Source organism: candidate division TA06 bacterium B3_TA06 (genome assembly GCA_005223075.1).
Taxonomy (GTDB): Bacteria; Hydrothermota; Tepidihabitantia; order B3-TA06; family B3-TA06; genus B3-TA06.
Window position 1 is genome coordinate 43,803 of record NJBO01000009.1, and the last position, 21,839, is coordinate 65,641.

15 protein-coding genes and 1 riboswitch are annotated in these 21,839 nt (G+C 53.3%); of the genes, 9 read left to right on the forward strand and 6 right to left on the reverse strand.

Features of this window, described 5'->3' with window-relative positions:
* Nucleotides 1-4 precede the first annotated feature (4 nt).
* Nucleotides 5-2,071, forward strand: coding sequence for an elongation factor G (gene fusA / locus CEE36_06620; GenBank protein ID TKJ42752.1), 2,067 nt, complete (start codon nt 5-7; stop codon nt 2,069-2,071).
* Nucleotides 2,072-2,182: 111 nt separating this feature from the next.
* Here fusA and CEE36_06625 read toward each other — a convergent pair whose 3' ends face one another.
* Both CEE36_06625 and CEE36_06630 read right to left on the reverse strand, forming a co-directional pair.
* Nucleotides 2,183-3,442: a hypothetical protein gene (locus tag CEE36_06625; protein TKJ42753.1), complete on the reverse strand. Its 1,260-nt coding sequence runs from the start codon at nt 3,440-3,442 to the stop codon at nt 2,183-2,185.
* 190 nt (nt 3,443-3,632) lie between these two features.
* Nucleotides 3,633-5,630 (reverse strand): hypothetical protein, encoded by a 1,998-nt coding sequence (locus CEE36_06630; GenBank protein ID TKJ42754.1) that lies wholly within the window; start codon nt 5,628-5,630, stop codon nt 3,633-3,635.
* Nucleotides 5,631-5,709: 79 nt separating this feature from the next.
* Nucleotides 5,710-5,868: riboswitch (cobalamin riboswitch) on the reverse strand.
* 273 nt (nt 5,869-6,141) lie between these two features.
* On the opposite strand from CEE36_06630, the gene CEE36_06635 reads away from it, so the two are divergent.
* The 3 genes from CEE36_06635 (at nt 6,142) to CEE36_06645 (ending at nt 8,870) form a co-directional block, all read left to right on the forward strand.
* Nucleotides 6,142-7,317, forward strand: a complete 1,176-nt coding sequence (locus CEE36_06635) for a hypothetical protein (protein TKJ42755.1) — start codon at nt 6,142-6,144, stop codon at nt 7,315-7,317.
* A gap of 389 nt (nt 7,318-7,706) precedes the next feature.
* Nucleotides 7,707-8,411: a hypothetical protein gene (locus tag CEE36_06640; GenBank protein TKJ42756.1), complete on the forward strand. Its 705-nt coding sequence runs from the start codon at nt 7,707-7,709 to the stop codon at nt 8,409-8,411.
* 6 nt (nt 8,412-8,417) lie between these two features.
* Nucleotides 8,418-8,870 carry a hypothetical protein gene (locus CEE36_06645; protein TKJ42757.1) on the forward strand — a complete coding sequence of 151 codons (453 nt, stop codon included), beginning with the start codon at nt 8,418-8,420 and terminating at the stop codon, nt 8,868-8,870.
* Nucleotides 8,871-9,132: 262 nt separating this feature from the next.
* On the opposite strand, the gene dprA is transcribed toward CEE36_06645, so the two are convergent.
* Both dprA and CEE36_06655 read right to left on the reverse strand, forming a co-directional pair.
* Nucleotides 9,133-10,224 carry a DNA-protecting protein DprA gene (dprA, locus tag CEE36_06650; GenBank protein TKJ42758.1) on the reverse strand — a complete coding sequence of 364 codons (1,092 nt, stop codon included), beginning with the start codon at nt 10,222-10,224 and terminating at the stop codon, nt 9,133-9,135.
* Nucleotides 10,225-10,376: 152 nt separating this feature from the next.
* Nucleotides 10,377-11,336 (reverse strand): GTPase ObgE, encoded by a 960-nt coding sequence (locus CEE36_06655; GenBank protein TKJ42791.1) that lies wholly within the window; start codon nt 11,334-11,336, stop codon nt 10,377-10,379.
* Nucleotides 11,337-11,797: 461 nt separating this feature from the next.
* On the opposite strand from CEE36_06655, the gene CEE36_06660 reads away from it, so the two are divergent.
* From CEE36_06660 to CEE36_06675, 4 genes are all read left to right on the forward strand, one after another.
* The gene (locus CEE36_06660) at nt 11,798-12,556 is read left to right on the forward strand and encodes a hypothetical protein (GenBank protein TKJ42759.1); all 759 of its coding nucleotides are present in this window, start codon (nt 11,798-11,800) and stop codon (nt 12,554-12,556) included.
* Nucleotides 12,557-12,592: 36 nt separating this feature from the next.
* Nucleotides 12,593-14,350: a hypothetical protein gene (locus tag CEE36_06665; protein ID TKJ42760.1), complete on the forward strand. Its 1,758-nt coding sequence runs from the start codon at nt 12,593-12,595 to the stop codon at nt 14,348-14,350.
* Between the two features lie 40 nt (nt 14,351-14,390).
* On the forward strand, nt 14,391-16,133 hold the full coding sequence (locus CEE36_06670; protein ID TKJ42761.1) for a hypothetical protein: 1,743 nt from the start codon (nt 14,391-14,393) through the stop codon (nt 16,131-16,133).
* A 157-nt stretch (nt 16,134-16,290) separates the two neighbouring features.
* The gene (locus CEE36_06675) at nt 16,291-16,473 is read left to right on the forward strand and encodes a hypothetical protein (protein ID TKJ42762.1); all 183 of its coding nucleotides are present in this window, start codon (nt 16,291-16,293) and stop codon (nt 16,471-16,473) included.
* 80 nt (nt 16,474-16,553) lie between these two features.
* Here CEE36_06675 and CEE36_06680 read toward each other — a convergent pair whose 3' ends face one another.
* Nucleotides 16,554-17,723 carry a hypothetical protein gene (locus CEE36_06680; GenBank protein TKJ42763.1) on the reverse strand — a complete coding sequence of 390 codons (1,170 nt, stop codon included), beginning with the start codon at nt 17,721-17,723 and terminating at the stop codon, nt 16,554-16,556.
* Nucleotides 17,723-19,063, reverse strand: coding sequence for a hypothetical protein (locus tag CEE36_06685; GenBank protein ID TKJ42764.1), 1,341 nt, complete (start codon nt 19,061-19,063; stop codon nt 17,723-17,725). Before CEE36_06685 ends, CEE36_06680 begins: the two co-directional genes overlap by 1 nt.
* Nucleotides 19,064-20,074: 1,011 nt before the next feature.
* On the opposite strand from CEE36_06685, the gene CEE36_06690 reads away from it, so the two are divergent.
* Complete coding sequence (locus CEE36_06690; GenBank protein TKJ42765.1) at nt 20,075-21,715, forward strand: hypothetical protein; 1,641 nt, start codon at nt 20,075-20,077, stop codon at nt 21,713-21,715.
* The last annotated feature ends 124 nt before the right edge of the window (nt 21,716-21,839 follow it).

Here is a 21,839-nt window from a genome sequence, read left to right on the forward strand (position 1 = left end):
CACAATGGATCTTGCTAAGCTTCGCAACATAGGGATAGCCGCACACATAGACGCAGGTAAAACCACCACCACCGAGCGGGTGTTATACTACGCCAAGAAGATACATCGAATGGGCGAGGTGGACTCAGGCTCGGCAACCATGGACTGGATGCTGCAGGAGCGCGAGAGGGGGATAACCATAACCTCGGCGGCCACCACCGTCGGCTGGAAGGATTGCCGAATCAACATAATCGATACCCCTGGTCATGTGGACTTCACCATCGAGGTGGAGCGTGCCTTAAAGGTTTTGGACGGTGCGGTGGTCATATTCTGCGCGGTTGGTGGGGTCCAGCCGCAGTCGGAGACGGTATGGCACCAGGCGGATAGATACCACATTCCCAGAATCGCGTTCATAAACAAGATGGATAGGGTGGGTGCGGACTTCGAGCGGGTGATAGATATGATGTCCTCCCGCCTCCCTCAGTTCCCTGTGCCTGTGCAGATTCCCTGGGGTGCTGAGCAGGGGTTCGTGGGCGTGATAGATCTAGTGGGGTGGCGTGCCATCCGGTGGAAGGACGAGACCCTGGGGGCGGAGTACGTGATAGAGGATATTCCAGTGGAACTTATCCCACAAGCCAAGCGCTGGCGCCAGCATCTTGTGGATAAGGCAAGCGAAGCGGAGGATACCATCATCGAAGACTACATGGCTGGCCAGAAGAGCGAAAGCGCGACCCTGCGGAGGGCGTTACGCAAGCTTACCCTGGAGAACAAGATAGTGCCCGTATTGTGCGGCTCCGCTCTAAAGAATAAGGGTGTGCAGCCTCTTCTTGATGCGGTGCTCGAGTATCTGCCGTCACCACTTGAGGTACCGTCGGTTAAAGGTCATGATCCGGAAGATGAAGAAAAAATAGTTGTCCGGGAACCCTCACCTGATGTCCCCTTCTCGGCCCTGGTCTTCAAGCTAACCTACTCCCAGCACATGGGGCCTTTGGCGTTCACAAGGGTTTACTCGGGCAAGCTCGAGCGTGGTCAAACAATCAGAGGATTCCCGGGCGGTAAGCGTTCACGCGCCACTAAGCTCCTGCTGGTACACTCAAACCACTTCGAGGAGGTCCCCAAACTCGAGGCGGGAGAAATTGGACTGATTGCAGGATTGCGCCACGTGACCACCGGTTCCACCCTGGCCGATCAGAAGCACCCCATCGTCTATGAGCTGATGCGTTTCCCTGAGCCGGTTATCCACCAGTCGATCGAGCCGCATACCCAGGCGGACGAGGCCAAACTGGGCAAGAGTCTTGCGATCCTTGAGCTTGAGGATCCAACCTTCAAGGTGCGCAGTGATCCGGAGACCGGACAGCTTCTTGTGAGCGGGATGGGCGAGCTGCACCTGGAGATACTGGTTGATCGGCTCCAGCGTGAGTTCCGGGTACCGGTGCGGACTGGCAAGCCACAGGTCTCTTACAGGGAAACTGTAACCCAGAAGGTGGAACACTCTTCCACGTTCTCTCGTTTGATCGGACAGAAGACCCACTACGCCGGGGTCACGTTAAGACTCGAACCTTACAATAAGGGTAAGGATATAAAGATACACCTGCCACAAGAGCTGCCGCGCGAGTTCCTGGATGCGATCCGGCAGAGCCTTAATGACTCGTTCAGTGCGGGTTCCATGCTTGGCTACCCTATAACCAACGTTCGAGTGACGGTTACCGGCGTGGACTACCGTGAAGACGAGGCCTCGGACATCGCGTTCAAGGCCGCGGCCGCCCAGGCGTTCACCGAGGCTTACCAGAAGGCCTCACCCGCCCTGCTTGAGCCTATAATGGATGTGGAGGTAATCACGCCTGAGGAGTATATGGGCGACGTGCTTGCTGACATCAGCACACGGCGAGGGAAGATAGAGGAGGTGGAAAGCATCAAGGAGCATAAGCTCATCAATGGCTTCGTGCCACTTGCCGCGAGCTTCGGCTACGCGACGGCGCTGAGATCCTTGACCCAAGGGAGGGCCAGCTTCGCAATGCACTTCTCACACTACGAGCTCCTGCCCGAATCCGAGCGCCGAAAGCTCTTCGACTACCTAACTTTTACCCCATAAAAACACTTCGCGATTTTACGGGGACCCCGTCTTCTCCTGTCATTGCGAGGAGTACGACCCTAAGGGTCGTTATGACGAAGCAATCTCATGGCTCTTACTGCCTTGACCTCCCTAGTTTTTCTGCAAGGGTTGCAGGTACTCCATAAATCCATCCAGGCTGAGTTGCGGTTCTCTGCCCTCAAGAAGGGATGCGGGAACGATGCAGATCCTGTCTGCATGACTATCCTGGGATATTCTTGCCAGCTCAACCACTTTGCCCCAAGGCACAGAGTCTTCACATGCGATAAGTACCTCCCTTTCCCTAATAGAAGGCCCAAAATCGACCAGCTTCTCTATCCATCGTCCGAGTTCATCCTGCGATAACACCGGCTCGGAGTCAAGAAAGATTGTTCCCTGGTTATCTATCTTTACGTAAGCCGCGAGGCTGGGATAGTTAGGATCAAACAAATCCAGAAGCCTCTCATACCTTATTGAGTCTTCCGCGGTAGGGAAGTGCCGCTTCGTCGACACCTTAGGTGGAAGGGATTCCTCGTATTCCACGATCTCTAAAAGATCATCTTCAGAAAAGGAGATTGAGGAATCTTGGATGGTGTCTGATGCATGTGGAGGCTCCACCGACTCTTCCTTTGGCGGCTGTGGTGGAGGGGGTGGATTGAGCTTCTCCAGACACTTTACTGACCACATGTTAGGCCAGATCCTCACATAAATGGAGGGATGAAGGTGAGGGTCGGCGATATTCATGCGGCGTATGTAAGGGGCATCTTTGATGAAGGCGAACACCTCTCCTGCCTTCACCTCAGGGTCCACGATTAAACGAACCGCTTCCCAAGGGTCTTCATTCATCAGCTCTTCAAGCTCGGCAAGTACTCGTTCACGTGGCATGGGGAAATCCTCCACCCTCATCCTGCCCTCCGCGTCCCACTCCACCAGAAGCCCTTCAAGGAACCCCAGATCGATGAGTAGATCAATCCACTCGTCCCAATCCTCTATAAACCACCACAGACCCTTGCCCTCTAAGATACACCTCCTGTCATAGTGACCGATGGTGTCGGCGTAGAACCTTAGTGCCTGGGTGTAAGTAAGCCCAAGCCTGCTGTATTGCTGATGGGCGTGGTTGAAATCACGGAATCGGACCCCCTCCTCCTTGCACACCAACTTGACTCTGGTAAGCGCCTCCTTCTGATAGGTGCGTGACCAGCCCGGTTGGCATCTCTTCCCGCCAGCATAAATCCACGCCATGTGCATAACTTCCTTCTTCGCGATCGCGCGGCGTAGGCGGTAGTGCTGCTCATGGGTAACCGCCTCCTGTGCGAACCCCGCAAGCGAAAGAAGCGCCAGGGCTGCGATACTGAACAATCTGTTCGTCTTCATTTCATCTCCTCTAGGCAGTGCTCACCCCAGTGTAAACATCAAACTACATTTGTCAAGTATGCATGCTCCTTTTGTCCCAAAGCATGTAGCGCGAACCTCCACGTGCCCTTTGGGTATCAGGTTCGCCCGGTCTGGCCTATATCTGAAGAGTGTTGAACGGCCTATTTAGGCCGTTCAACTATCCTCTCCCTCAGTAGTTAATGCTCAACCCGGCGTAGAACCTTCTGGGAGCAGTTGGATAGTCGAGGTCGTTCAGCCCGCCGAAGTGTGCGGCGGTCTGATCGTTGGTAAGATTCTTCACACCGATCTTGACAGTAAGGAGATTAAACAGCTTCTGGGAGACGGTGGCATCGAGTTTCAGGGAAGGCCTTATGATCTTTTCGATCACCCCGATCTCAGGATAGGTCGAGTAGTCCGGGTAGTAGTTGATGCGCTCACCGGTCCATGCGACAGCGGTTTCGATCTTACCCCCCTGCCAGGCGTGGATTGCAACGTCTCCTTTCAGGATAAGCGGCGGGATGAACGCGGCCTGACGCTCGACCGTGTCCACCTCGGTCTCTGTGCCGCTGGAGTAGGTAAGGATAGTACGTGTTTCTGTGGCATGGTTGTAGGCAAGACCCAGGGAACCGGAGAAAAGACCTTCTGCCACTTGCCAGGATGAAGACAGCTCTCCGCCCCAGATCGTCACCCGATCCAGGTTCTCAGGCCGCCAGATACCACCCTCGAAAGGCAGCCAGGAGATCATATCCGTTATATCCTTCCACGAGCCCGCAGCGCTTAACTTAAGGAACCGGAACGGCCTGGCATCAGCTGAGAGCACAAAACTCTGAGAGCGCTCAGGCACCAGATCGGGATTGCCTTGCGAGTACTCGTCTGCAGGCCAGAACAGGTCGTTCAGGGTGGGGGCACGGAACGATCGCCCGTAAGCCGCGGCTATCTTGAGCTTTTCCGGGATGGGAACCACGCTCAACCCCAACTCGGGTGAGAAGAAGCTCTCGTTACGGTCTGAAAGATCCAGTCGTGCCGCGGCGCTGGGGGTAAAGACACCCAGTTCGGCCAGTAGCTCGGTCCAGATGCCGAGGTGGGAATCGTCGGCGTCCCAGGAATAATCCCAGATGACGGTATCGGCTGCAGAGTCGGTATAGATACCTCTGACCTGTAGCATCTCCTTCTCAATCGAGAGTCCGCCGGCAAGCCTGAACCGCCGGGCAAGCTGTGCCGAAAGCTGCAGATCACCGCCTAGCCGAAGGTCGTCGTATTGGTTGTTTACAAGTTCGGTATACGAACCTTCCCCCCACCGCCCTTGACGCGGCCAATCGTAGATAAAATCCTGGTTCACCGCGTATAGGTTCAGGTAGCCGGAGAAGGCTTGCTTTCCGAACGAGGTTTTCAGATTCCCGCGCATGAGCTTGTCGGCCTGGCGGTCGTAAAGGGAGTAAACCAGGGAATCGCCGAAGATCGGCGGCACGAAGGCGGTATCTGATGTGTCAGGTGCAGGTCCTGGCACACCCATCTGGCGCCAGGTATAGGCGGTGTTGAGTTCGATGTTGAATGCATCGGTGGGAGCGATCCAGAATCCTACCCCCCCACTATACCGCATTACATCGTCGTTGTGCCGGAATCCAGGATTGGTAAGGTAGGAACCGGTAACACGTGCTCCCAGTATTCCCCAATTGATTGCTCCTCGTGCACTGGTGTTCATGCCCCACTGATCGGTGGCTGTAAAACGCGCAGCAAGCCCATCCTTCTTCGATGGAATAACGTTTACCACGCCTCCGATGGCTGCAGACCCGTAAAGCGCGGATAGGGGACCCTTAACGATCTCCACCCGGTCGCCAGGTGCCATAGGAATAAGGGAGAGATCTATCACCCCGTCGCGCCGGGAGTTCATGTGTACGCCGTTGTAAAGCACCAGTACTCTGGATGCCAGGATTCCACCCAGGATTGGAAAGGCGGAGTGTCCCTCATAACCGTATGATCGCACGTCTGCAGATACGCTTTGTGCAAGAACATCGGTGAGGTCGGTGACCTCGTCTTCTTCTACTACTAAGACCTCCACCGGCCATGGTGAGAGTTCGGCAGGAAGTGAGAGCCTGGTTGCGGTGACGATAACCTCGGGCATCTCGTAGACCGGCAGCTCGTCGGGCTGGGCAAAAAGCGCCAGACTGATAGCAAGGGCCTTGACCATATAAGCCTCCAAGTTGTGACCGTTAGGAAAACCACACGCCCATCCTGGCCCGGGATGCTCGTGCGGGGTCTTGGCGGATAGGTCTCCTGGCTTACGGATCATTCTTCGCCTCCAGCCTTCCCATCCTCAAGGCTTAAACCTCGATTTTAGGACAGTGGCTACGACTGTTGAAGTCGTTTCGGAGGCTCAGTCCCCGATCACAGTGGCGGCACCGCGGCCGATTCTCACGGCCTTCCCTGACTTCCGCCGTCTAGTCCAAATTGTTATGAAATAATAAGAGATTTGAGGGCGTTTGTCAAGTAAAATGGCCCGAAAAACCTGCGGGCCGACCTAAAGGTCGGCCCCTACGGAGTTAGTCAAGATTATGCACCTTGACATCTTTCATTCTTTGACTATACTTTGGACATGGGTGTGGACACAAATCTAGACATTTTTAACAAAAATTGCTCATTAAGTCAAGTAAATAGGTGATTTCTTTGTGACATATCGTTGGACATCTTAGGAGACATTTATGAGGACATACGAGAGGACACATCCCTGGATAAAATTCAGCCTGGATTTGCATCAGGCTGATCATAAGCTTTGGCTGGCACTTGGTGAGGTACAAGCCAAATGTGAGTATCTGGCCGGTTTGCCTTTGCAGCCAGCAACAGCTGGTAGACTTCACAAGATTTATTTAGCTAAGGGGGCATTGGCTACCACAGCTATTGAGGGTAATACCCTATCTGAAGAAGAGGCTTTGAAACTGGTTGATGGAGAGTTGACGCTTCCACCTTCCAAGAAGTATCTCGCTCAAGAAGTAAAGAACATTATCCAAGCTTGCAATTTGCTCTCTGAGGAGTTGTTGGTCGGAAAGGATACTGACGACCTTTGTATTGATAAAATCAAAGGGTATAACCGACTTGTTCTTAAAGACCTTGAGCTGGCAGAGGAAGTCATACCTGGAGAAATACGAGACTACCCAGTGGTGGTCGCTCGGTATCAAGGAGCACCTCTCGGAGATTGCGAATATCTTTTAAAACGTCTGTGCGATTTTCTTAACGAGGAAAGATTTCGTGCTCCCAAAGGCGACGAAATAGTCTTTGGATTAATCAGGGCGGTACTTGCTCATCTGTATTTGGCTTGGATCCATCCTTTCGGTGACGGCAATGGACGAACAGCCAGACTGATGGAGTTTCAGATTCTACTTGCCGCTGGAGCGCCAACATTGGCGGTTCACTTATTGAGTAATCACTATAATCTCACCCGCAATGAGTATTACAGGCAATTGGATCAAGCTTCTCAATCAGGTGGTGAAGTCTTTCCGTTCATTAAATATGCAGTCCGCGGGTTCTTAGATGGTTTAAACGAACAGATGCAGGTTATTCAGATACAGGTCTTGGACGTATCCTGGAGAGACTACATCCATGGAGCATTCAAAGACAAGCCTGGTGATGTGGCGAGGCGACGTCGTCATCTGGCGCTGGACCTCTCTTACAAGGAAGAACCTGTGCCTGTGTCAGAGATTCGACATATCAGTCCCCGCTTAGCCGAAGCTTATGCGGGAAAGACTGCCAAGACAATCACAAGAGACGTAAACGCACTTGTTGAAATGGATCTTGTAGAGCCAACCCCAAAGGGTATACGAGCGAAGCGTGAGAAGATGCTGGCGTTCCTCCCTAAGCGAAGGACTGACTCCGTTGAATAAAGTGCATCATATCCAAACGGGCAAGAGTGTTCGTTCTACATCTCCCTGAACAATCAGATTAACTAAGGCGCATTCCCTTCGGGAATAGATCGCCGCGTCGCTGTGCTCCTCGCGATGACGTTAACTATGGGCATGTAGCACAGGCTCAGCGTGCCCCGGTCGGGTACATCTGCGGAAAGAATTTAAATGAGGCAACCGATACCTGTTTACTCCGTCACCGTCGTCCTTCGGTCAAGTGAATTCTTATATGAGGCAACAGGGCCCTCCGCACTTGATGGGGAGGTGGGGGGTAATCGTAGGGGCCGACCTTCAGGTCGGCCCGCAACCCTTGACACCACCGTTGAATGGTTGTCTTGACATACTCACCACCGAAGATAGAATAACAAACAATGCCACATAGATTTACTTTTGAAGTCTATTGCGACGAAAGCCGTCAGGACCTTCTCAGCTCCCAGTCTCCTGGTCCCTATAGATATACATTAATTGGAGGCGTATGGCTACCCGCCCAAATGCGGCAAGAGATCAAGGAAAAGATATTAGCAATTAAAAGGGATTTCCGATTCAACCGAGAGATTAAATGGAAGGATGTAGCCCCGTCGAGTTTGCCTTTCTTCGAGGACCTTATCGATCTTTTCTTCGCCAAGGGGGAAGAATTTGGCTTCAGGTGTATAGTTGTTGACAGCACCAAATTCGACTTAAAAAGATTCCATGAAGAGGATGCCGAGCTTGGTTTTTATAAGCTCTACTACCAATTGCTCAAAAACGGATTCCATCCTGGATTTGCCTACAGGGTTTTTTTAGATTACAAGATTAACAGGCTTCCCAGCAGGGTTAAAGTCTTGGAGAAAGTTCTAAAGAACGCATGTCCTGAGGTTGAATCCATTGAGCTTCAGGCCCTTCCTTCGGCAGAGGTCGTATTGATTCAACTGGCCGATGTTCTTCTGGGAGCTACCGGATACAAGCTGCACCTTCTCAAAACGAGCAGAGCAAAGTTAGCTATCGTTGAACGAATAGAGCGCCATCTGGGGCGTGAGATAAAACCTACGAGCCGAGAAGAAAAGAAGTTCAACGTCTTCAAAATCCGGTTACGGTGATCTCCGTTGAAGGAATACCCTCCACTTGTATATTACAGAGGGATAGACGAGTACCGGAACCATTACATCCACAAGTACTGTAACAGGAAAATCTACACCTTCTTCGGTATGAGGGTATTTTTCCCTCGAGGCAGTTTCGAACATCTATTCTATGAAAGTAGCAAGAAACTTCCTGATCATAAAGATACTTTCGCCAGGGATAGAGCGGAAAGGATTGATTGGATTGCCGCCGCGCTACAAGACAGAGACGCAGAAATCTTTCAAGGTTGGGATAGAGTCAAGAAACGAATAGATCCAACCAGGCTTGTTTTCGTGGTACAATCCAACTATATTGTTGTAGTGAAAAAGGAGGATTGGGATACGGGTGTAATAAGAACGGCTTTTCTTGCAAAGCCGTGGCCTTTGCAAATGATAAAGTCTAAACCGCGGGTACAGATTCCAAAGAAAAAAGACCGCTGATTACTATTGGTTCAGCGGCCGAAACCTCTATGGGTTCCCTACAAAGGTAGAGAACTATCGTACTATTAGTATAGTCAAATATCCCAATGTGTCAAGCCTTCAGTTGAACTCTTAAGCTCTCCCAGATGAAAACATTATTCCTTGAGATTGACAATGGATGTCCACTATTTGGGTAGCTTTTGGATAGTTTTTGGGGGGTATTTGTCCACCTTCTAAAGCTTTTGTGGTCCCCGCGAAGCTGCGAAGCAGATTCGTGGGGTGATTACAAAACCCGCACGAACCGCATCCCGGGCAGCTGCTTTATCACGCCCTTAAGTTCCATGTTTAAGAGGGTTGGGAGCAGCTGCGCCGAAGGAATCCCCAACCTATCCACAAGGTTATCCACATGAATCGGTTCAGGACCAAGTAATCGGTAGATGCGCTTCTCTTCGTCAGAAAGCGCGGAGTCGTCCGGCATATCCTGCGTACCTTCAACGCTTACAGGTTGATACACCGCGGCGTACTCCTCAAGGATGTCCTCGACCCTTGAGACCAGTTTTGCACCGTCGCGCAGCAGCCTGTTCGTGCCCGCGGACTGCTCGCTGAAGATGCCTCCGGGAATCGCGAACACGTCTCGCCCTGCGTCTGCGGCCCAGCGCGCGGTGATTAAAGCGCCTGATCTTGGCCCTGCCTCAACCGCCACCACCCCGTGCGAGAGCCAGGCGATTATCCGGTTGCGGCGCGGGAAAAGTCCAGGTGCAGGGATGACGCCAGGCAAGAACTCGGTTATAACCGCACCCTGCGCCGCGATACGGTCGAAAAGTTCGGCGTTCTCCGGCGGGTAGGATATGTCTATCCCGCAGCCCAGGACCGCGATGGTGCGCCCGCCCGCAGAAAGACACCCCTTGTGCGCCAGGCTGTCTATCCCGCGCGCCGCGCCTGAAACGATCACCACCCCTCGTGCACCAAGCTCGCGCGCAAGTCGCTCGGCCGCGGCCCGGCCGTAACCGGTAGGCGTGCGGGTACCCACCATCGCCACAACAAGCTTCTCTTCAGCTCTTAACTCTCCCCGCACGAAAAGCACCGCCGGAGGCTGGGGCGAGGACTTGAGAAGCAGAGGATAGTCGTCATCGAGGATGGTGATGATCTTCGCTCCACGGCGCTCCAGGCACTTCAAGTCATCTGCTGCCTCTTTTGAACGCGAATAGGAAGCTATCCTTGCGGCGATCTTTTGTGGAACACCCGCCTGCGTCAGCTCAGCCTTTGAACGCGCGAGTATCTCCTCTGCCGAACCTAAGATCTCCATGAGCCGGGCAATACGCGTCTGTCCCAAACCCTCGACCGAAAGGAGATCAACGTATGCCTCGTTCTTCACCCGTACCCCTCCGGGGCATCCTCATTAATTATTGGAAAGAACGCGCTATCGGCAACGAAATAACACACCTTTCTCCCGTAACACAACTTACTTGGTGTGTTACGGGTAAATAAAGGCAGGGTTTCAGATAGACTTAATGGCCCCATAGCTCCTCACTTGTTGATAGTTTCGGTTAAGCGTTTGCGAACCTCGGCCAACCCCTGCTTCTTTAGGGCCGAGATATACGACACACCCTTCTCGTCGGGGATAGAAGGTTTCTCTTTAACCAGATCCATCTTATTAACCACGATCAGCCGCGGGCGCTCGGCAAGCTCCGGGTTGTAGGCTGCAAGTTCTGCAAGAAGCGTCTGATAGGCCACTGCCGGATTCTCGTCTGCGGCAAGGACAAACACCAAAAGCCTCGTGCGCTCGATGTGACGCAGGAAGCGCAGGCCCAGCCCCTTGCCCTGGGCCGCACCCTCGATTATCCCTGGGATATCGGAGATGGTAGCCGAGAGCCATTCGTCACGCAGCACGCCCAGATTGGGTGAAAGGGTGGTGAAGGGGTAGGATGCGATTTTGGGTTCGGCATGGGTGAGTGCTTTAAGGAGTGTGGATTTGCCAGCGTTGGGCAGACCGATAATCCCAACGTCTGCAAGGAGGCGAAGAACGAGCTTGAGTTTGCGCCTCTCGCCCGGTTTTCCTTCCTCATGCTCGCGCGGGGCCTGGTGGGTAGGTGTTGCGAAACGCGCGTTGCCTCGACCGCCTCGTCCGCCGCGAGCCACAAGAAGACGCTGGCTATCTTCCAGGACCGAGCCCAGGAGTTCACCCGAGTCTTCATCGTAGGCGTCGGTACCCAGGGGAACTTTGATCTCGGCATCCTTACCCTTGGCGCCGTGCATGTTCTTGCCCTTACCGTTGCCGCCCTTGCCAGCGCGGTAGGAGACGTGGTAGGCAAGATCGGCAAGCGTGGCCAGATGCAGGTTCCCAACGAGATAGATAGATCCACCGTCGCCTCCGTCCCCGCCGTCAGGCCCGCCTTTGGGAACAAACTTCTCGCGGCGAAAGCTCACGCAGCCTCGCCCGCCTGAACCTGCAGCCACCCGGATCGTTACCTCGTCTACAAAACGCACATCATACTTTATACATTGTGCGGGAAAAATCAAGACCTCAACCTACCGTCCCAAAAGAGGACGAAATGTCCATTGTCAAGACATCATTGTAGATAGTCCAATACATCGTTACCAGGTAGCAAGAGGTTGAGAACTGCCACGCTTGAGCTTGTCTGTTCAAACCCGAAAAAGAGACAGAGTGTCTGCGCTACATTGTAGGCTAGATAGTGTTCAATGATCAAAAGCCTTGCTTCGAGGGCATTCATGACGTATGATCTCTTGTAGTTAATCTGCATAGACGGTGGATCTGTTTGGTTAATTCCTTTTTTGTAAGTCTAAAGGAGCTCTCCGCTTTTCCTAATAACACCCTTGCTCGCATACCCCAACCCGGGCAACTATCTACCCGCGCACGAACTCGCTTGCCTTGACAAGAGCCAGACCCATCCTATAATTCTCTACTAATCAGCCGTTTAGGAGGATCGATGAAAAGAAGTATCAATAGAAGGTCGTGGTTTGTGGGATTATTTTTTGCCCTGGCTCTGCCCGCAATGGCTATAGGGGCAAGCGAGTACCCTGAGGAACTGGGGTTCCTGGCCGAAATCACCACCCCCGATTATCTGGCTGCGGGCGGAATCATAGCGCTACTCGACAGCACTGAGAAAGTGGTGCTTGAGGCCCCGGTTCGATTCTATTGGGAAGCGGAAGAAGAGAAGTTCGCCCTGGATATCCGGCTACCTGGTGGAGCACCCGCTATCTATATGCTGGGGATAGCCGATACGGTCTGGATATATGACTTTGCTCGCCGCGTAAAGCTCACCGCCTTCCGCGATCAAAGCTTTCCCTCCTTGAGCAACGTGCCTTTCTCGGCTGAGAACCTTCTAGGCATCTTCGGCATCTTCCCCAAGGGTTTTACCGAGACCGACACCTTCTACCGCGAAGGTTCGCTCCTTGCAGTCGAGCAGGACCGGGTTATTTTTTCCTTCGATTCGGAGAGCAAACAGCTGCTGAATATGACGAGAGGAGAAAGCACGATCACCTTCCACGACTTTTCTGTAGACAAGAAGTGGATGTGGCCTGCAAGGATAGAGATGAACGCGTCTCTCTTTTTCCCGTTCCAGGATGCGGCATCGACCCGGGTCAATATCAGGACGGTAAGCCTCAAGCGTCAGCGCAAGGATAATCTATTTGACGTGGATCCGCCGCCTAACATGGAGCGTGCATTTGACATGCGCGGTCTATAGACCGGCTCTAACTGGTCTTTTGGGGAACACTCCGAAATGATTCTTACATTAATCCTTTTCCTGCAGGTGGGATTTGAACATACCTCCTCGCTGCTCCTTGGGGGTCACTTCCAGGCAGGCGTGGCGGACGAGGACCTTCTTTACGTAGCCGACGGCAGAGGCGTAAGCATATTCGACCGAAGGACCCTCAAGCGCCACGCCGAGCTCATGCTTTCTGGTAGAACTAACCTGATCGTGCGCCATGAGTCTAGCATCTTTGTAGGGGGAAGCAGAGGCCTCGCGGTAATAGACACAGCTGGCTTTTCCCAAGCAGAACCGCAGGTAGAATGGCTGCATACCGAGCCGATAACGGCGTTGGAACTCTTTGGGCGCAAGCTCTGGTTCGCGGATGCCAACGGACAACTTTATGGTATGGATATTGGAGGAGGCGAAAGCTCCCCTTCTACTCCGATCCATCTACCCATGCCCCCTGTAAGGATTGTTGGCAATGGAGCAAGGCTCTATCTGGCGGCAGACACAGGTGGGCTTTTTGTGCTGGATCTTGAGGCAAAGGCCTTACAGGCAAAGAAAGTAGCGATCGAGGGTGACCCAGCGGTTATGGATATCTTGATTGCAGACCAGACGGTCTACCTTGCGTGTGCCGAGCAGGGGCTTTGGGTGACCCAGCCCAGGCGCAACTCACTCAAGGTCGTTACGCGTATTGAGGCTACTGGTGAGGTAATGAGCCTGGAGCTATTCGATGAGAGGATTGCAGCCGCCTGCGGAACCGGCGATTTTCTTCTCTTCTCAATTGAGGCACCCCGGGAACCTCGGGAGATTCAAAGGGAACCCTTGCCTGGGATAGGGCTTGATCTTGTTAAAGCAGACGAGGACTGCTTTGTACTCACAGGTGTAGGCATAGGGCATATGTATCTCTCAACCAAACCCCTGGCAGGGCATGGACTGTTCTACAGGGGTGCCGGTTCCGGTTACGACATCCTGACCCGGGGCGGGGTGGCGGTCCTTGCATCAGGCGAGGCCGGGATAAGGACCGTCGGGCTTGGAGACACCCTGACCTTCCTTGGCGAGAACTCAAAGATGTCCGACTGCCGAAGGGCATATCTCTTTGGCTCGCAGGTCTACGCGCTGACCACCGCTAACATAATGCAGGTGGTAGAGATAAAGAACCCGATGCGCCTGGAGAAACGCACCTTCCTGCAGTTTGAGTCGGTGACATCGGGGGTGGACTCGGAGGGCGAGATGCTCCTTGCGGCAGAACATGAGCGGGGCGTGGGGATCTGGTGGCGCTGTCCGTGCGGGCCGTTCAAGGAGCAGGGACGTTACAGCTTCGGCGGTCAGGCGCTGGATGTGAAGATCAGAGATAAGCTTGCCTTCGTCTCCGCCAATCCGCCTGCCATGTACGTAATCGAGTGGTCAGACAGCACCAACCCGGAGGAGGTGGCAAGCCTCGCGCTTGAACGTGACTACGAAAGGTTGTATGCGGACAAAGACCTCCTTTTTGGCCTTGATTCCTCAGGGGCGCTCGCTGTTATCAACGTTGCACGTCCCACACGGCCGAAGAAACTCGCTGTGCTTGAACTGGAGGGTGCCCCCATAGCCTTGGCGCGCTACCAGGATCATCTTTTGATAGCGGCACAGGACGCAGGGGTGCACGTGGTGGATATATCCAAACCTCAATCGCCTGAACTCGTCACCACGCTGGACGTGGGACCGGCGATGGGGGTGGCTGTATCTGAAAATAGGTTTCTCGTCTCGACCCTCTATTCTATAGAGGCCTATAAGATTCAACCTTAAAGGAGAGCAAAAGGTGTTCGCAGCATTACTTTTAACGTTGATGACCGCATCGTCTGAGGTGGAGGTCTTATTCGAGCAGGGGCGTAACTACTTCATATCAGGGGATTTTTCGGATCTGGTTGATGTTGGGGGAACGCTTTACGCCGCAAGTGGTTTCGGGCTTACGATAGTTCCTGCAGATCTCAGTGCTCAGGAGCATATCCCCACACCACACTACTCAAGAAAGATAGCACTGGCGGGCAAGCAAGTATATCTTGGTGAAGGCAACCAGATCACCGAGTTCAAGATTTCGACCAAGGGAACCCAGATGTTGACCACCTATCCTGTCCCGGGGAAGGTGACGGCGCTTGCGGCCCGCAAGGATTTGCTGGTAGCGGGTACGGATTCGGCAAAGATTGTAATCTTCTCGAACCCCTCAAAGCCAAAGGTTATTGCAACGTTTGATGCACCGGCCGCGGTGAAAGACCTCTTTATCTACCGTGGGTTCCTCTATGCGGCGTGCGGCAGGGGCGGGGTTGTGATTATTGAGCTTGGAGAGAATCCCTCTATTGTGCGGACCATGGATGTTTCCGGTGTCCAGGCACTTACGGTTGCAGATGGCCTTCTCTTCGTTGCAACAACCGCAGCAGATATCCTCGGTTTCTCTCTTGCCGAGCCTTCCTCTCCCCAGAGAAAAAAGAGCTTCTCAAGCGGTTCGGAGGTGGTCTCGCTTGCCTATTACAACAAGCATCTATATGCCGCCCATGGATATGCGGGGTATTCGGTATTCAACCTCCGTGGCGAGCGTTTGGAGATAGCCGAGCCGTTCCGCCAGGGGGACGTTGCGAGCATCCTGGCGACCAAGGAGGGTGTGTTCCTGGCACTTCGTGAGCGAGGCTTGGTGCGTCTTGAAGGCAAGAGCCCAAAGGAGCTGAAGGTAGCCGCCCGTCTTGAGCAGAACTCCCCCTCGGTTCATACAGCACAAAGCGGCGCGTTCTGGGCGGTGGCACGGGATCGGAACGGCGCAAGTATCGTGAGACTTTTGGAAGGGGAGGAGTCCGTAGCCTGGGGTCATGCCGAGCCGGCGCCTAAAAAGGCCGCAGGGGTTCTGCTCTCTGGAACATACCTTTACGTAGCAGACGCAGACCGCGGCGCATCCATATTTAACCTGAAGACCTTCCCCTTTGCAGAACGCAAGTTCGATCTGCGTCAGCCCGGTACGCCTCAGCGTTTTGCCCTGAGCGAGGATCTGATATTCCTTGCCGCAGGCGACAGAGGGTTAAGGGTCCTATTGATCTGCCCCTGCGGTCCGCTCCAGCAGAAGGTAGCCTTACAGGGTGTTAAGGCAGTAGACGTGGCGGCAAAGGATTCCATCATATACGTGGCCGACCCCGACTCCGGACTGCGGGTGATGGTGGTAAGGAATAAGTATCAGGAAATTCACGAACTTTCTATCTATCCAGGCGTTATAAGCCCGCAAGCGCTCTTACGCAGAGACGACGTCCTGTACGTGGCCGACAGCATCGGTGCCATTGTTGCCCTTGATATCTCCGAGGCAAAGAATCCACGACAACTCTCCTTCGCCTTCATCGAAACGCAACCCTACGGGATGGCCCTGGAAGGCTCAACCCTGTACGTGGCCTGCGGTGAAGAGGGGGTTCTTCCCATAGACGTAAGCGATGTCAGAAATCCCGTAATAGGTAAGTTCATCGAAACCCCTGGTCGTGCGCTTTCCGTGGCCGCATCTGATGATTACTTAGGGGTAGCCGACTACACCTCCTGGATGCTCATCCCTGTCGATTAGTTTACCCACCCCTCTGTGGATTAGAGGCAAGGCGGAAGTTGGGTTGATAAGCTATCAGTCAAGGGTTACGAGTCCACCCGCCCCCGGAAGACAAGTCGGTCTGAGGACACTTGACAAGTTAGTGGCAGGCTATATGTTTTTTAAGACGTGGGGTTAGGTGGAGTCATTATCCCAAAAGGCGCTCGCGGTGGTGGATAAGCGGCAGAATGTCGAGGATACCCTTGAGTTCGCCCGCCGCACCGCCGAGAAGCCCGGCATGTACCGGATAGCCGCCGCCTTAACCGACGATCGCAAGCAGGTCTTCTTCCCCAGGCTGGGTGAGAAAGAAACCAGAGGATAAACCTTTAGTCAGAAGAACTCCCGCAGCCATTCGTGCACGCCTGTGAAAACCCCCAGGTTGATCCCCTCCCAAAGGGAAAGCTACTGCGGCTGGCCAGCCTCGGGCACAGCGAGCAGCTGATCAAGCGTCCTGCGAGCCGGCCCATAGCCCGGATTAACCTCGAGAGCCGCCCTTAGCACAATCACCGCATCAGAAAACCTCCTGTTCTCTATGTAGAGGTGGGCGAGGTTATCGTAGGAATCCATGAACGCAGAGTCAACACGAATTGCCTGCTTGAAGGCCGGAACCGCCTTCGCAAGCTGTCCCTCTTCGGCATAGACGAACCCCAGGTTATTCAGAAGCATGGCGTAAATCCTGAAGTTAATGGGAATCCATTCAGATATACGCACCCCCTCAAGCAGCACCTGTTTGGCATCGCTCACGCGCCCCTCGCGGAAAAGAAGGCTCCCCAGCTTTACATGCACCGCGATGTTCTCAGGATTCTCACGCAGTGCTCTGTGGTAGAATTCCTCCGCACGTGCATAATCCCTGCGAGATTCGGCTATCGACCCGAGTATCGACGAACACTGGCTACGGTTGTAAGCCAACCGATGTGCATTGGTCATCATCTCCTCGGCCTTTGTCTGATTGTTGCTCACTCGATAGTAGACACCCAGCTGATAGTAGCAGTATCCAGGCTGGAGGTTGTAGCTTAACGCTTGCCAGAAAGCCTGCTCACCTTGCTTATAGTTGCCGGACTTCATGGCGGAGAGGGCATAGTTCAGGTGGACTACCTCCAAGGGGGCGAGCAGCGTATCCTTCATCAGAAGTGCGAATATCTCGTAGGCGTTCTGGGAGCGTCCCAGGAAATTGTAGCAGTAGGCGCGTTGAAAGGCAACCCAGGGGTGGCGAAACCCGGCCTTCTCGCTCTCCGTATAGGAAGTCAGGGCCTGGGAGTAGTCACCTCGGAGGAAGAAGGTTTGCCCCTTAAGGAAGTAGCCGGTCGCTTTAAGCTGGCGCTCTTGCCGGGGTGAAAAACGCACAGGATGCCAAAAACCCATAATGCTCACGGCAAGAACTACAAGGATCGTCGCAACCATAAGCAAGGCGTTTTTCCGCAGAAGAATTGCCGCTGCAGCAAACAAACCAAGGGGGGGCGTGATGAACCACAAGGTGCCAATCCCCAAAAGCAGAGGCGGGAGAAGGGCAACAGTTGCGGCCGAAAGCACCGCCGCGACTATAAGACCCGCGGATATCCGCAAGCCCTTCATCACTCCTTTGCCTCCTCTTCAGCTTTAAGCCCCGCACGCCGCAGGATGAGCTCTCGTCCTAAAAATACAGCCCAAAGCGGCAAGAACACAGCCAGTCCTAACTGCCACGGGAAGAGGTTAAAGGTTCGTTCCATGCCGAACAGGGAATACCCGGCCAGCACGAGGAGAAATACAGCCAATGCGTGGAGGAACGAGGAGGGCACAGTAAAGCGCGACAGACGCAAAGGAGGCGTCTTGAGAACAAAACCGCAGACGAAGAAAGTGATAACTATAAAAAGTGCCGTATATCCTAGACACCAGGCAAGGAGCATAGAAAGAATAAAAAGCCCCCCGGCCGCCCGACGGAATATTTTCCGCTCGGCTTTCTCGCGGTTAGGATCGTAGCCATAACCAAGGAAGAGCAATACCCCGGCAGCCAAAACCCCCAGAACCAAAAGCGCAAACAAGGCGATATAATCAAACGGGTTACGGGGCACCCCAATAAGCACGTCCCGCAGGTTAAGCCAGCCGAACAGAAACCCAGCCCCTGCGCCAAGTGCAAACACAATAAGCAAGAAAGGCTTCAGCGAGCGAAACAAGAAACGAACCTTCTCACGGCTATAGAGCCATAAGCTGAGCGCGAGAAGCGGTATCAATGGCAAAAGCAACACCAACGAGTACTTGCGCGTCGCAGAGCTAATCAGACCACCGGTGTTGTAGACGTTGGCAGCCGATGCTACCGTGGCAGAACCGCCTCCAAAAAGAGCCCCTACAACCAGTTGGAACCCGCCTGCGGTAAGCGTAGCCGCAATCAAAATGAGGGGAGCAAGCAGAATTGAGATAACCTTCCGCCACCTCTTTCGAGCGCGAAGGCCGCCGTAGATCGCAACCAGTATCATGCCCAGATAACCCTCTATTAACATCCCTGGTGAACCGCCGTAGTACATTTTACCAAGGCCGAAAGTTGCCTTGATGCCCTCCCAGATCATCCGTGGATCCCCTGGATATGCAAGATTGTAGCCGCCCGGACGTAACAAGGGGTCAACTAATGGGGCGATGAGGATAATAAACGAATAGACAAAAAGCACGCGGGACACCTTGCAGATGTCGTGCCCTGTGATGAGGCGGATTAAGAGGATTGCAACGAGAAACACCATGAAGTAGAACAACGGGAAGTGCATAAGCAGTATCTCGAGGGTTATGATGGTGGTTGCGGCAAATCCAATCCCGGGCGTCTCCAGCACGCCCTCCAGCATGTTGCGGACGACCATGTAGCCGTAGGCCAGGAGAATAAAGGTGCCCAGAGGCATCCTGGAGCTCTCGACCGGCTTGATGAAAGTCCTGTCAATCCACTTGAACATATCTCTCCTTCGTGATTAAGCAGAAATTATGGGGGATTATAAGAGGTGAGTTTAGGATGTCAAGACAGCTGGTGCTCCTTTTCTCCGTGGGAGAAAAGGCCGCAAGGGTCAACGCCGAAATTGTCTTTGCGATCATGCTACCCCCGTTCGTCATTGCGAGCTAGCCTCCGGAGGCGGCATGGCGACCAGGATTTTTCCCTCCCCACCGGGGGGAGGGATAGGGAGAGGGGGCAAGATGAATGCATTCCCCTCCCCCTCGATCCCCCTCCACCGAGGAGGGGGAAGAATGCCCCCCTTTTGAAGGGGGGTAGGGGGGATCGTCATCGCGAGGAGTGACGACCAAAGGGAGGAAGGACGTGGCGATCTCATGGCACCAACCTTTGACACCGGCCTCTAACCTGAATGCTTTTGGGAAAACCGACGACCGAGGGCGGGCTTGCGAAACTATCTCATTAAACGTAGGGGCGTACCTTTAGGTGCGCCCGGAAAACTTGCGGAACCATCTCATAGCACTAACCCAAGACAAAACGCACACTTTTAATCCCCCTTTACTTCCCCCTTATTAATGGGGACTGAGGGGGATCGCCCCCACCTAAGCATCTTCGGTGCGCCCACCTCCGGTCATTGCGAGGGAGCCGAAGGCGACCGAAGCAATCACATTAAACGTAGTGCGAGACTTCAGTTTCGCGGCGAAGCCTATCACCCGAAGGGGGTGCGCTGAAGCCCAAATGAACGTAGGGGCGTACCTTTAGGTGCGCCCGGAAAACTATTACGCGGGCCGACTTACGCGTAGCGGCGTCTAATCGCCAAAAGTCGGCCCCTACGAACTTGATGCACTCATAGGGTAGAGGATAAAGGTGGGGGTGGTGATTTGGTTTCACCCTCCCCTTTCTCCCCTCCCATCAAGGGAGGGGAAATGGCTTCCCACTTAATCCCCCTCCCTGTGTGGAGGGGGTGTAGGGGGAGGGGAGAATAACTTGACTTAAACCTTAAGCTCTCATACAATCCCCTATGGCGAAGAGAAAAACCCAACCCCTGCCCGACCCGAAGGTAGGGAATAAATGTAAGGTAGCAAATTGTAACATCCTACCCCTTTTTAATGAAGATTACTGCGGGATGCATCTCCCTTCCAAACGTAGAACACATTATAAGAAGCGGGTGCAGACTTTATTCCGAAAAGGAGTTTCTCTTGCAGGTGCAGAACTATGGCTTGCAAATCTTGAAGGCGTCGATCTGCGAGGCGCAGATTTAACAAATGCAACCCTCAGTGGCGCCAATCTCAAAGAAGCTTTCTTAGTGGGGGCAAACCTACAGGGGGCCTACCTGAACGGGGCAAATCTCCAACGAGCGTTTCTCCCGAATTCCAATCTCTATAAAGCTGATTTAACACACATAAACTTAGAAAGAGCAAACCTAAGTGAATCTTATCTGCCGGAAGTTGAACTCCGTAACGCTAATTTAAAAAACGCCGTATTGGAAAACGCGAATCTTCAAAAGGCTCATGTTTACGAAGCCAATCTTTACGGTGCTGATCTCAAAGATGCTTATCTTAAGGAAACAGATTTCAGTTATTCCAATCTTGAGAACACCAAGCTCAGAAGAGCTACTCTCACCCATGCCCATTTAACCTATACTCAAATGAAAGAAGCGGATCTTACCGCGGCCAATCTGAGGTCAGCATCTCTTTTCTGGACAGATCTTCGTGCCGCCAACTTAAATTCTGCCGATCTCAATGGCGCTTTTATGGAAGGGGTCCTATTAGACGAGGCCAGATATTTAACTTGGGAACAGGTAGGAAGAGTTGGAGAGGAAACCATACGCGTCTGGGACGGTGCCCGCGATGCCTACCGCCGTCTCAAAAACTACTTTCACCAACAGGGGCAATACGGTGACGAAAGCAAGGCTTATTATCGTGAGAAACTGATGGTCAAGCATGAAGCATTTTGGGAATGTTTTCGCGGAGGATGTCCTTATGATGTGGAAGAGAGGATAAACCATAAGACCTATCACGCCAAAGAAACCTTATGGGACCTTCGTAGGCTTCGTAAAGGGAAGCCCTTTCCAGGGCGAGGCAGAAAGTATTTCTCGCTGATTTACGAATTGGTTCACCCAGTTCTATTTGCCCCTTTAAGGCTATTTATAAAGTGGCTTGGTTTGATTCTCTATCTGTTCCTAGATAGGAGAGAATATCTATGCCACCGAAAAAAGAAGCCTCTCAAGCATCGCTTCCATGTCTTCTTTAGATATCTACGTAAGATGGGGTACACTTTTAGAAAAGCAGTCATCCACACAGCAAAGCGAATCAAGGCTCTCCCACGATGGCTCGGCCTTTGGTTCATGCATGTGTTTGCCGGTTTCGGGGAGCGGTGGTGGTTGACCGCGCTGTGGGCGGTTGGATTCATCATCGGCTTCGGATTCCTCTACTTCTTGGGTTCGCAGGGCGAATGGGCGGCGGTTTGTTGTAAGGGAGAAGCTATTACAACAATCTGGGACGCTTGGTACTTCAGTGTAGTCACCTTCGTTACCCTTGGTTTTGGGGATATCACACCCACCACCGGACTCGCTAAGCTGTTCGTCGTGGCCGAGGTGGTTATGGGCTACGTGTTCCTCGGTACGCTGGTTACCTTGATTGCCAGAAAGATGATGCGGTAGCCACCCCAGACGTCTGCTACGCAGCCGTCCGGGGACCCCGCGAAACCACGCAGTGGGTTTGTGGGGTGTTAAAAACGTGACGAGTGCGATGTAAACCTGACGAGTTCGTAGCAACTTTAATTGA

What these genes read in the sequence shown, in the direction of transcription:
- CEE36_06685 (TKJ42764.1), bottom strand. Translation starts at nt 19,063, where the DNA reads ATGTTCAAGTGGATTGACAGGACTTTCATCAAGCCGGTCGAGAGCTCC.
- CEE36_06640 (TKJ42756.1), top strand. Translation starts at nt 7,707, where the DNA reads ATGCCACATAGATTTACTTTTGAAGTCTATTGCGACGAAAGCCGTCAG.
- CEE36_06660 (TKJ42759.1), top strand. Translation starts at nt 11,798, where the DNA reads ATGAAAAGAAGTATCAATAGAAGGTCGTGGTTTGTGGGATTATTTTTT.
- CEE36_06630 (TKJ42754.1), bottom strand. Translation starts at nt 5,630, where the DNA reads ATGGTCAAGGCCCTTGCTATCAGTCTGGCGCTTTTTGCCCAGCCCGAC.
- CEE36_06635 (TKJ42755.1), top strand. Translation starts at nt 6,142, where the DNA reads ATGAGGACATACGAGAGGACACATCCCTGGATAAAATTCAGCCTGGAT.
- CEE36_06625 (TKJ42753.1), bottom strand. Translation starts at nt 3,442, where the DNA reads ATGAAGACGAACAGATTGTTCAGTATCGCAGCCCTGGCGCTTCTTTCG.
- fusA (TKJ42752.1), top strand. Translation starts at nt 5, where the DNA reads ATGGATCTTGCTAAGCTTCGCAACATAGGGATAGCCGCACACATAGAC.
- CEE36_06690 (TKJ42765.1), top strand. Translation starts at nt 20,075, where the DNA reads ATGGCGAAGAGAAAAACCCAACCCCTGCCCGACCCGAAGGTAGGGAAT.
- CEE36_06665 (TKJ42760.1), top strand. Translation starts at nt 12,593, where the DNA reads ATGATTCTTACATTAATCCTTTTCCTGCAGGTGGGATTTGAACATACC.
- CEE36_06680 (TKJ42763.1), bottom strand. Translation starts at nt 17,723, where the DNA reads ATGAAGGGCTTGCGGATATCCGCGGGTCTTATAGTCGCGGCGGTGCTT.
- CEE36_06670 (TKJ42761.1), top strand. Translation starts at nt 14,391, where the DNA reads ATGACCGCATCGTCTGAGGTGGAGGTCTTATTCGAGCAGGGGCGTAAC.